The 10,402-nt window shown below is 56.3% G+C and carries 9 protein-coding genes; 6 read left to right on the forward strand and 3 right to left on the reverse strand.

Translation table 11 applies throughout. The features are described from left to right. Nucleotides 1-209 precede the first annotated feature (209 nt). From ACP5OT_RS06690 to ACP5OT_RS06700, 3 genes are all read right to left on the reverse strand, one after another. A complete protein-coding gene (locus tag ACP5OT_RS06690; RefSeq protein WP_424677115.1) occupies nucleotides 210-1,559 on the reverse strand; it encodes a sensor histidine kinase in 1,350 nt (449 codons plus the stop codon). A 6-nt stretch (nucleotides 1,560-1,565) separates the two neighbouring features. Further along, the gene (locus ACP5OT_RS06695) at nucleotides 1,566-2,249 is read right to left on the reverse strand and encodes a response regulator transcription factor (protein ID WP_424677114.1); all 684 of its coding nucleotides are present in this window, start codon (nucleotides 2,247-2,249) and stop codon (nucleotides 1,566-1,568) included. A 75-nt stretch (nucleotides 2,250-2,324) separates the two neighbouring features. Next, on the reverse strand, nucleotides 2,325-2,888 hold the full coding sequence (locus tag ACP5OT_RS06700; protein ID WP_424677113.1) for a hypothetical protein: 564 nt from the start codon (nucleotides 2,886-2,888) through the stop codon (nucleotides 2,325-2,327). Nucleotides 2,889-3,097: 209 nt separating this feature from the next. Here ACP5OT_RS06700 and ACP5OT_RS06705 point away from each other — a divergent pair, with 209 nt between their 5' ends. The 6 genes from ACP5OT_RS06705 (at nucleotide 3,098) to ACP5OT_RS06730 (ending at nucleotide 9,929) form a co-directional block, all read left to right on the forward strand. Further along, nucleotides 3,098-3,382 carry a 4a-hydroxytetrahydrobiopterin dehydratase gene (locus tag ACP5OT_RS06705; RefSeq protein ID WP_424677112.1) on the forward strand — a complete coding sequence of 95 codons (285 nt, stop codon included), beginning with the start codon at nucleotides 3,098-3,100 and terminating at the stop codon, nucleotides 3,380-3,382. Beyond that, nucleotides 3,382-4,149, forward strand: a complete 768-nt coding sequence (locus ACP5OT_RS06710) for an alpha/beta fold hydrolase (protein ID WP_424677111.1) — start codon at nucleotides 3,382-3,384, stop codon at nucleotides 4,147-4,149. Before ACP5OT_RS06705 ends, ACP5OT_RS06710 begins: the two co-directional genes overlap by 1 nt. A gap of 62 nt (nucleotides 4,150-4,211) precedes the next feature. Further along, nucleotides 4,212-5,351 (forward strand): acyl-CoA dehydrogenase, encoded by a 1,140-nt coding sequence (locus tag ACP5OT_RS06715; protein WP_424677110.1) that lies wholly within the window; start codon nucleotides 4,212-4,214, stop codon nucleotides 5,349-5,351. A 108-nt stretch (nucleotides 5,352-5,459) separates the two neighbouring features. Continuing rightward, nucleotides 5,460-6,089, forward strand: a complete 630-nt coding sequence (locus ACP5OT_RS06720) for a histidine phosphatase family protein (RefSeq protein WP_424677109.1) — start codon at nucleotides 5,460-5,462, stop codon at nucleotides 6,087-6,089. A gap of 4 nt (nucleotides 6,090-6,093) precedes the next feature. Then, nucleotides 6,094-8,895, forward strand: coding sequence for a phosphoenolpyruvate carboxylase (gene ppc, locus ACP5OT_RS06725; protein ID WP_428131704.1), 2,802 nt, complete (start codon nucleotides 6,094-6,096; stop codon nucleotides 8,893-8,895). Then, entirely contained in the window at nucleotides 8,895-9,929 is a 1,035-nt protein-coding gene (locus tag ACP5OT_RS06730) for an L-threonylcarbamoyladenylate synthase (RefSeq protein ID WP_424677107.1), read from the forward strand. The genes ppc and ACP5OT_RS06730 overlap by 1 nt, the downstream gene beginning before the upstream one ends. The last annotated feature ends 473 nt before the right edge of the window (nucleotides 9,930-10,402 follow it).

The raw sequence follows: 10,402 nt of genomic DNA on the forward strand, positions 1-10,402 counted from the left end.
TCTAGCGTAACAAATGCACAATGGATAATCAAGGAAAAAAATTTTTCCTTGTGAGAGCAACCAAGTGCATTCACGTGCAGTACCTCCGCCAACAGAGACAAAGTGGTTGGAAGAATGAACGAAGCAATATCCACAGCCGATGTCGGCCCAATGCCCTTATACTTCAGAAACATATCGCCGGCCTTACCCATATGTACTTGGCTGTGCCCCTACGCTGCCGGTAACCAAAACCAAAACCGCGAGCCCCTATCGACCTCGCTCTCGACCCCAATCTGACCACCGTGTAAGGAGATGAGTCGCTCGGCAATCGCCAATCCCAAGCCACTCCCACCTTTTGCCCGACTACGACTATGGTCAGCCCGGTAGAAACGTTCAAAGACATGCGGCATATCTTCCGGAGCAATTCCACTACCGGTATCCGTTACACTGACCAAGACACCTTGCTCGTGAGCCGTGCTCGTGACCGTAATGTGCCCGCCTGCCGGTGTATACCGCAACGCATTGCTCAACAGATTCCGTACCACCTGTGCAATCCGTTCGTCATCAGCCATGACCAGCGGTATCTCAGGGACCAGCGCCACCTGCAAATCCACCCCCTGCACCTTTGCCAACTCGCGAAAGAGCGTAGCTTCGCGAGCCAACAGTTGATTGAGATCAAGCGGCTGGCAATGGAGGGTTAGTTGACCGGTATCTGCCAAAGATAATTCACGGAGATCGTCAACCAATCGGCGTAACCCAACGGTTGCTTCATAAATCTTCCCTACCTCTTCCCGACTTAACGGATACACATCATCGAGAATCGCACGTAGGTTCCCTTGGATGACCGTCAGCGGTGTGCGCAATTCGTGGGCAATATCGGCTATCATCTGCCGTCGTTGCTGGTTCGCCACGACCAATTCAGATGCCATCGCATTAAATACCTCTGCGACGCGCCTGATCTCTATCGGCCCCTCTACAACGGCCCGCGCGGTTAAGTGACCGTGACGTAGCTTGTCAACCGCTTGTGCAAGGTGCTGCAATGGCCGTATTAGCTGACGGGCAATGGCGATCCCGATCACAGCACCGGTCAGGGCCACTATCCCACCGGTGATCCAGATAAGTTCACGCAAGCGTTGCAGAAAAAGATCGGCTGCACGCGGCAATCGATTGCCCGCTGCCTGCACCACGAGGTAGCCAACCACTTGCCGATCAACGAGTATCGGTAGTGCGGCACGACGTTCGGTCGCATTCAGCGACTCGCCGACAATCGAATATGGATCGGCAACCACCCGACCGGTAGTGTCGGCCAATGCTAACAATGGGCGTTGGGCACCACCTTGACCATACCCGCCCCCCATACCACCCACCGACAACAACCGCTCAGCACCATCCCAACTGCCGTGCTGGGCATACCAGATCGCCAGTCGATCACTCAGTCCGCTCTCGGCAATCTGATTCTGGACCAGATACCGCCGAAAGCTACTATCGGCCAATCGGTCAATCGCTATCGCAAGAATACTTGTGACTACCAAAATGAGGGCGGCAAAGGCCACACTGAGTTGGATAACTAACCGATTCATACCGTTTCATACCGTGCGCAAACGATAACCGACCCCGTACACCGTCTCAATCACCGGCGCCGCGGGATCGTGTTCGAGCTTCTTCCGCAGATTCTTGATATGACTGTCTATCGTGCGCTCCAGCCCAGTTGCAGCATAACCTAACCCTTGTTCGAGCAGCTCAGCCCGCGTAAAAGCGTGTCCCGGATAGCGCATAAACAGGCTAAGCAGCGCAAACTCCGTAGGAGTCAACTCAAGTTCGTTACCACCTAGCCATGCCTGATGCCCATCGAGATCGAGCACGAGACTACCCTGCTCTAACCGATTACGCACCGTGCCACCACTTACACGTCGTAAAACGGCTTTCACCCGTGCCACCACTTCACGCGGATTAAACGGCTTGACAATGTAGTCGTCGGCCCCTAACTCTAGGCCGACAATACGGTCGGTATCATCGACACGGGCAGTGAGCATGATGATCGGGAGGCTCGCTGTAGCGGGATCAGACCGCAGCGAACGGGCTATTTCAAACCCATCTTCGTCCGGCAACATCAGATCGAGAATGACCAGATCGGGTCGTTCTCGACGGATGAGGCGACGCGCAGTCGCTCCATCGTATGCGCTCTCAACCCGAAAACCGGCTTGTTCGAGGTATGAGCGAACCAACCGCACAATACCGGGATCATCGTCAACCACCAACACAAAAGCCATAGCTCCTCCTGGTAGAGCATAGCAACAAACAAGCGTATGAACGAATGGCTACGATTGCCATTCGTTTCATTTACCTCAGTTGTTGACCTGTGATCGTACCGGCGACGTACTGGGCCGCAAACCACCCGGACCAAGTGGCGTGAAGGGTTGCATCAGTCGCGCTACTGTCATCGATTTGGCAATCGCGAGTTGCGCATCAGCTTGCGCTTGAGTAATTCGTCCGGCAGCAACGGCAGCGCTTAACCGCTCAGCACGACTTGCTACAAAGGTATCGACCACCGTCTGCGGATCGATCCCTACTGCCTTCAACTCATCGGCAATCGAACTACCATTGGTCATCAGACGTGCGACCAGCTCTTGTTGCGAGATCCCGAGCTGATTCGCAGCCACACCGATCAACGAGGTGTTCGTTATAACTCGGCCACCGTGACCGCCAATCACTGAATTGCCGTCTTGACCCGGTTGCATCCGCCCGCCACGCCCACCTTGCCCGGTACCATACGTACCCGGCGCCGGCACCGGAGTGGGTGATGGCCCAAACGGCCCCTGTGCAAAAGCCGGCATCACCACCATAAACACGATCATCGTTGCAAGTGCCCCCGCTACTGCTGCCATCACCAGACTTACTATGCGTTTCATGATGTCCCTCCTTGTATTATCTTGCTACGCTCGTGTCAGTCATCTTCTTCTGACACTTTCACTGTAGCAAGCACTTGTGGAGGACTGATGGAGAAGCCACGGATGAGTCGTCGAACTATGCGCACAAAGAAGGGCCGGTGCTATGGTATCATACCAAGCGAATCGTTTACCTGATCCGACCGTTTGAAATCTAAGGAGTAGTAGTCGCTATGACGCGTTTAAGTGAAGCCGAAATCACTGAGCACCTGGCCCAACGCCCTGATTGGAGCCTCGAACATAATAACGAGATCGTCCGCACCTTCCGCCTCGCCAACTTCCCGGCAGCAATTGCCTTCGTGACCCACGTCGCTTTTCTGGCCGAAGCTGCCGGCCATCATCCCGACATCGACATTCGTTACAACCGCGTGCGAATTGCCTTGACGACACACGACGCCGGCGGGTTGACCGAAAAGGATTTTGCGCTCGCTGCGGCAATTGACGAGATTCTCGGCTAATGCCATCGATCACAACCACAGCCGGTGATCTGTTTGTGATGCGACGTGGTACCGCCGGGCCGCCGTTAATTTGTATTCACGGCGCCGGCGGCAGTGCCCGGCATTGGGGGCTTTTGCTCGAACCGCTCGCCGCCGTCGCTCAAGTCTATGCGGTGGATTTACCCGGCCATGGTCGCTCGCCGCGGATTAATGAAGCGTCAATTACTACCTACACGCAGGTTATTGCCGCATTGCACACTGCCCTCGCCTTACCACCGGCAATTGTCGTCGGACACTCGATGGGCGGTGCCATTGCCCTCCAACTCGCCATTGAGCAACCACAGCTCGTAGCCGGTTTAGGGTTGGTGAGTAGTGCGGCCCGTCTGCGTGTTGCCCCGGCGCTGCTGGCCGGGCTGGCCGGTGATGCTCAATCCCGCCATGAAGCTATGACAATGCTGGTCACCTGGCTCTTTAGTCCCTATGCCGATCCGGCACTTCGCGCCGAAGCTGCCGATGAATACGCTACCCTCGACCCAACCGTTCTACTGGCCGATCTCCAGGCCTGTGATGGGTTTGATGTACGTTCTAAGATCGCGGCCATCCGCTGCCCGGCCCTCGTCGTTACCGGCAGCGAAGATCGACTGACACCACCGAAGCTTGGTGCCGAATTGGCAGCCGGTTTGGGGGTTGCCCATCAGATCCTCGATGGGGTTGGTCATATGCCAATGCGTGAAGCGCCGGAACGACTCGGTCAACTCTTAAGCACATTCGTTGCAACGTTTGCCTAAGCGCGCCGGCTCGCTTAGAATGAAAACAGAGTCAGCGCCAACGCAATAGACAGGAGGCGGTCATGGAGTTCCAGCTTACTGAAGATCAGATCATGCTCCGGGATATGGTGCGCCAGTTTGCCGAGAAAGAGGCGAAACCGACGGTCGCTGAACGTGATGAACACGCAATTTGGCCGACCGATTTGGTGAAAAAGATGGGTGAACTCGGCCTCATGGGCGTGGCAGTAAGTGAAGAGTATGGCGGCGCCGGCATGGATTATGTCTCGTATGCGATTGTGATCGAGGAGCTATCGCGGGTCGATGCCTCGCTCGGTGTGATCGCCTCAGTTAATAATTCGCTTGTCTGCTACGGGATCGAGAAGTTCGGTACCGAAGAGCAAAAGCGTGAGCTGCTGACCCCGCTGGCCAGTGGCCGTATGCTGGGTGCCTTTTCACTCAGTGAACCGGGTGCCGGCTCCGACGCGGCTGCGCAGCGTACAACCGCCGTGCGCGATGGTGATTACTATATCATCAATGGTGTCAAGAATTGGGTAACTAACGGCGACCACGCCGATACCATTATTCTGATGGCGATGACCGATCCGAGCAAAGGGACAAAGGGGATTACCGCCTTTCTCGTCGATACCCACGCTCCCGGTTGTCGTGTAGTGAAGGTCGAAAATAAACTAGGTATTCGCAGTGCGCACAGTTGTCAGATGGCCTACGACGATTATCGGCTACCGGCGTGGCGACGACTCGGCGAAGAGGGCCAAGGCTTTAAGATCGCCATGACGATCCTCAACGCCGGTCGTATCGGGATCGCAGCACAGGCGGTCGGTATTGCCCAAGGCGCGTATGAAGCGGCTCTCGCCTACAGTAAGGTGCGCGAGCAGTTCGGTAAGCCGATCCACGAGTTCCAAGCCGTTGGCTTTACACTGGCCGATATGGCGACCCGCATCAAAGCCGCGCGCTTGCTTACGTATGAAGCCGCTTGGCGTAAAGATAAGGGCCTCGATTTCATCAAAGATGCCTCGATGGCCAAGCTGTTCGCTTCGGAGACGGCAATGTGGGTGGCGACGAAAGCCGTCCAATTACACGGTTCTAACGGTTACTCGAAAGAGTATCCGGTCGAACGCTTCTTCCGTGATGCCAAGATTACCGAGATCTACGAGGGGACTAGCGAGATTCAACGTCTGGTGATTAGTCGCGAAATCGTGCGCTGATCACACGAATGGAGAACGTTTAGCAAACGCAACGGTGCGAAACGTAAGCATGTTCGCGGGAAGAACCGGCTTACGACTTTGCGCCGTTGTGTTTAATTCTGTCTCGATATGCGTCTGATCCTTATCCGACACGGCGAAACACCGTGGAATCGAACCTTACAGTATCAGGGCCATGCGCCCATCCCGCTCAACGAGCGTGGTCGTGAGCAGGCCCGACGTGTTGCCTACCGACTGGCCCGGAGTGGGGCAGTCGCAATCTACAGTAGCGATCTCCCACGTGCATGGGAAACGGCGGAGATCATCGGCGAACACCTCCGGCTTCGCCCCGTCGCGATGTCTGAGTGGCGTGAAATTGATGTTGGTTTGTGGGAAGGGCTGACACCCGAAGAACTGTATCAGCGCTTCCCCGACCATATGTGGGAATATGACCGTGATCCGGCGCGCACGGTGCGGCTCGGTGGTGAGAGTTACGCCCAATTGCAAGCAAGGGTGCTACGCGCATTTCAACAGATCGAGTCTGCCCATCAATCCGGTGAAACGATTATCGTGGTGTCTCATGGCGGCTCGATCCGGGCCTTGATGTGCCACATTATCGGCCTCGACCTTGCCAATTTTGGAAAACTCTGGCTCGACAATGGCTCGTTGAGCGAAATCGTCCGCGGGCGAAGTGGCTGGCGGCTGTTACGGATGAACGATGTCGCCCACCTTGAAGATTTGGTGGTAGAAGGCGGCGAGTGAAACCATGAGCGGACGAACTACTGCTGGAGAACACGATCTGTTGTCGGCAAACATTCGAGCATTGGACGATATGCTGGGTCGGGTTATCACCGAGCAAAGCGGCGCCGCAACGTTTGAACTGGTCGAACGGGTGCGCTTGATGGCAAAAGAACTACGCAACGGCGCTCCACCATCGGGTACGCACGTGTTGCAAGACCTCATTGCCGGGCTGAGCTTACCCCAATTGCGCAACTTGGTCAAAGCGTTTACCCTGTATTTCGGGTTGGTCAATCTGGCCGAAGGTGTTGAACAATTGCGTGTCCTGCGCAGTCGCGACCTCCGTAATGCACCGGCCCCTCGCGCCGAGAGTATTGCGGATGCGATTGAGCTGCTGAAACGCCACGGAGTGCCGGCTGCCGCGATCCAAGAGTGGATCGACCAGGCCCTGATTATGCCGGTATTTACCGCTCACCCTACCGAATCACGCCGACGAACCATCCTGATCAAATTACGCCGGATTTTTGATACGTTGATTGATTTGACCTTTGGTGAACGGTTGGTTCTCCCATCGGATCGTCAATCAGCACTCACTCGTATCGAACGCGAGACGGTTGGTCTGTGGCAGTCCGATGATGTACGCAATCGCCGACCATCGGTCCTTGATGAAGTTGAAAACGGTCTGTTCTATTTTCAAACCGTACTTTGGGATTTGATCCCGGAGATTTATCGCGAAACTGCCAACGCACTGGCAACAGCATATCCCGACCACCGATGGCAACTACCACCGTTCTTACGATTCGGGAGCTGGATGGGTGGCGACCGTGATGGTAATCCTTTCGTGACGCCTGAAGTGACGGTTGAAACGGTGCGTTTGATGCGTAGCGCGATGTTGCGCTATCTGATTAACGGTATTGATCGCTTGATCACCGATCTGAGTCAGTCGGTACAGCAAGTGCCGGTCGATCAGGCCATATTTGACCGGATCGCTGAATATCACGAGCTGATGCCAGACGCGGCCGCTACGCTTAACCCCCACTACCGCTACGAACCGTACCGGCAATTATGTCACTTTATTCAGGCCCGGCTCCAAAACACTCTCCATCACACACTTAGTCATACGCCGCGCTGGGGGGCCGATCCACCACCGCCGCGCCTGCCAACGATCTACTATCACAGTCGTGAACTACTCGTCGATCTTGATCTGATCGATACCAGCCTTCGTCGTCACGGCGGGGCTATCATTGCCGACGGTCTACTGCGCGATCTACGTACAAACGTGGCCGTATGTCGGCTCCACACTGCAACCCTCGACGTGCGCCAACACGCAAGCCGCCATACCGAAGCACTCACCGAGATCCTTGCCGGCGCCGGTGTGGTCGCCAACTACGCTGCACTTGATGAATGTGAGCGCGTTGCTGTGTTGAGCACCGAGATCCGCCGGCCCCGCCCGCTTACTCCGAGCCGACTCGGTCATTTCAGTCCGGCTACCGCCGAGACGGTACAGACATTTCGGATGCTGGCGGCTATTAGCGAGCAACTCGATCCCGAAATCTTCCAGACCTATATCATTTCAACCACCAGCCAGGTGAGTGATCTGCTGGCCGTCTTGCTCTTTTGCCGCGATGCCGGTCTGTACCAACCCGACCAGTACAGCCGGTTGGATATCGTACCGCTGTTCGAGACAGGCGAAGATTTGCAACGTGCCCCATTAATCCTCGATGAGCTACTCCAGTTGCCGGTCTACCGTGAGCATTTGGCATTGCGCGATAATCTGCAAGAGGTGATGCTCGGTTATTCCGATAGTAACAAAGAGGGTGGTTTTTTGGCTGCCAATTGGGCACTGTATCGCGCTCAAATCGAGTTGAATACCGTGACTGAACGCCACGGTGTTCGCCTCCGCTTCTTCCACGGGCGTGGTGGCGCGGTTGGTCGCGGTGGTGGACCGGCGGGTCAGGCAATCCTCGCTCAACCTCCCGGTACGCTCCACGGTCAGATTAAGGTTACCAATCAAGGTGAAGTCATCTCCGATCGCTATCTCGATCCGCGTACCGCTCATCGCCACCTCGAACAGGTGGTGAATGCAGTGTTGCGCGCTGGCTTCCCCGGTATCGCCCGATCACCGGAACCGGCTTGGCTGGAGGCAATGGAACAGATGGCGCACACGGCGCGAACCGTGTATCGCCGGTTAGTGTACGAAGACCCTGATTTTCTGACCTATTTCCGCAATGCTACGCCGGTCGCCGAGCTGAGTCGCCTGCGGATCGGCTCACGTCCGGTCTCACGCCGTAAAAGTGACCGGATCGAAGACCTCCGCGCTATTCCGTGGGTCTTTAGCTGGATGCAAACCCGCCATACTCTGCCGGGTTGGTTTGGGCTGGGGAGTGCGCTGAGCGAGTTCGTCGCCGCCGACCCGCACCATCTTTACGTGCTGCGGGCAATGTACCGACACTGGCCCTTCTTTACTACCCTGCTCGATAATGCGCAGATGATCCTGCTCAAAGCCGATATGAGCATCGCACGCAGTTATGCCGGTCTTGTTCCCGATCAGGAGTTGGCTGCGCGGATTTTTGAACAGATCGAAGCCGAATATCGGCGTACCGAACGCATGATCTGCCAAATTACCGAGCGTCAAGAATTGCTCGCACACCAACCGGTGCTGCAACGAGCCATTCGACGGCGTAATCCCTATATCGATCCGCTCAGCTATATTCAGATCGAGCTGCTCCGCCGAATCCGTAACGCACCACCGGAAGATCAGGATGAAATAGAGACGGTACTGCTGATGTCGATTAACGGCATTGCAGCCGGTTTGAAGAACACAGGCTAATGCGTACTCAACGACTCGATACATCGCCACAGTCTATCGCCGTGGCGGCCGAATTGCTTCGGCACGGTGAATTAGTGGCATTTCCAACCGAGACTGTTTACGGGTTGGGTGGTCATGCGCTCGATCAAGCCGCCGTAGCGGCGATCTTTGCTGCTAAAGGCCGTCCGACCAGCGATCCGTTAATCGTCCATCTCGCTACCGCCGCAGACCTACCACGTGTCGCGGTCGACATCCCACCGTTAGCAACCGAGCTGGCAACACACTTCTGGCCTGGTCCACTCACCCTGATTGTGCCGCGCCATCCGCACGTACCGCGCACAGTTACCGCCGGACGTGAGACGGTTGCCGTGCGGGTGCCTTCTCATCCGATTGCCCACGCTCTGCTGGTCGCCGCTGGTGTGCCGGTTGCAGCACCGAGTGCTAATCGCTTCGGTCACACAAGCCCGACTACCGCCGATCACGTCCTCGCCGATCTCGACGGGCGTATTGCGGCGATTATCGATGGTGGTCCCACACCCATCGGTATCGAGTCGACCGTTCTCGATTGCACCACCAATCCGCCGACACTGCTCCGTCCGGGTGGGATTAGTTTGGAAGCATTGACTGCGATGGCCGGACCTATCCAAACCTATCACCGCACTACGGACAGGAGCGAAACAGGTTTAGTCTCACCTGGGCTTCTCGACCGCCACTACGCGCCCGACCACGAACTATGGTTGTTCAGTGGGCCACCGACGGCAGTGCTCCACCGGTTGCGCAGTGAAGCCGAAACAGCACTTGCTGCCGGTCTACGGATCGGTCTCTTGTTACCGGCTGAAGACCTCGTTTTGTTTGATGATCTCCCGGTTGAGATGGAATCGCTGGGGCCGGTGACCGAGCCAGAAACGATGGCTCAACGACTCTACGCGGCCCTGCGCGCTCTTGATGCTCGTCACCCAGATCGGATACTTACCCGCGATCTCGACGAATCTGGTCTTGGTCGGGCCATATGTGACCGTTTGCGCCGAGCAGCGGCGCGGTTGGTTATTGTCTGAGGTTCGGACATGAGGTAGGATACCCAAGTTAAAAGTGAGGAGCCTTACGTTTAAAGGAGTCTCCTAATGTGATACGCCCAGTTTTGCAACGTCGCTGCAATGCCCACATTACCGCCGACATCGCGCGCGTACCCCAAGCCTACACAATGGCGAATGGGGAGGCCAGAACGACGGCAAGACGCGGGGGGTTGGGCGCTAGTGATAGCCACCCCTCCTCATCCACGACAATAGTCACCTGACCGTGGCATAGCGCACGCCATTGCCTTACCTGTCATGTCGTGTGCCGCGCATCATCCCCTTCCCGGTCATATCTCGTTCCGCGCCCAATCCCCTTCCCGGTCATATCTCGTTCCGCGCCATCCACTCACCTGTCATGTCGAGCGAAGCGAGACATCTTCAACAACATCATCTCAAGCATCGTGAGACGGATGGTAAGATTTCTCGCTGCGCTCGAAATGACAATGGTGGAGGTG

The organism is Chloroflexus sp., assembly GCF_049970315.1.
Taxonomy (GTDB): domain Bacteria; phylum Chloroflexota; class Chloroflexia; order Chloroflexales; family Chloroflexaceae; genus Chloroflexus.

What these genes read in the sequence shown, in the direction of transcription:
- ACP5OT_RS06690 (WP_424677115.1), bottom strand. Translation starts at nt 1,559, where the DNA reads ATGAATCGGTTAGTTATCCAACTCAGTGTGGCCTTTGCCGCCCTCATT.
- ACP5OT_RS06695 (WP_424677114.1), bottom strand. Translation starts at nt 2,249, where the DNA reads ATGGCTTTTGTGTTGGTGGTTGACGATGATCCCGGTATTGTGCGGTTG.
- ACP5OT_RS06700 (WP_424677113.1), bottom strand. Translation starts at nt 2,888, where the DNA reads ATGAAACGCATAGTAAGTCTGGTGATGGCAGCAGTAGCGGGGGCACTT.
- ACP5OT_RS06705 (WP_424677112.1), top strand. Translation starts at nt 3,098, where the DNA reads ATGACGCGTTTAAGTGAAGCCGAAATCACTGAGCACCTGGCCCAACGC.
- ACP5OT_RS06710 (WP_424677111.1), top strand. Translation starts at nt 3,382, where the DNA reads ATGCCATCGATCACAACCACAGCCGGTGATCTGTTTGTGATGCGACGT.
- ACP5OT_RS06715 (WP_424677110.1), top strand. Translation starts at nt 4,212, where the DNA reads ATGGAGTTCCAGCTTACTGAAGATCAGATCATGCTCCGGGATATGGTG.
- ACP5OT_RS06720 (WP_424677109.1), top strand. Translation starts at nt 5,460, where the DNA reads ATGCGTCTGATCCTTATCCGACACGGCGAAACACCGTGGAATCGAACC.
- ppc (WP_428131704.1), top strand. Translation starts at nt 6,094, where the DNA reads ATGAGCGGACGAACTACTGCTGGAGAACACGATCTGTTGTCGGCAAAC.
- ACP5OT_RS06730 (WP_424677107.1), top strand. Translation starts at nt 8,895, where the DNA reads ATGCGTACTCAACGACTCGATACATCGCCACAGTCTATCGCCGTGGCG.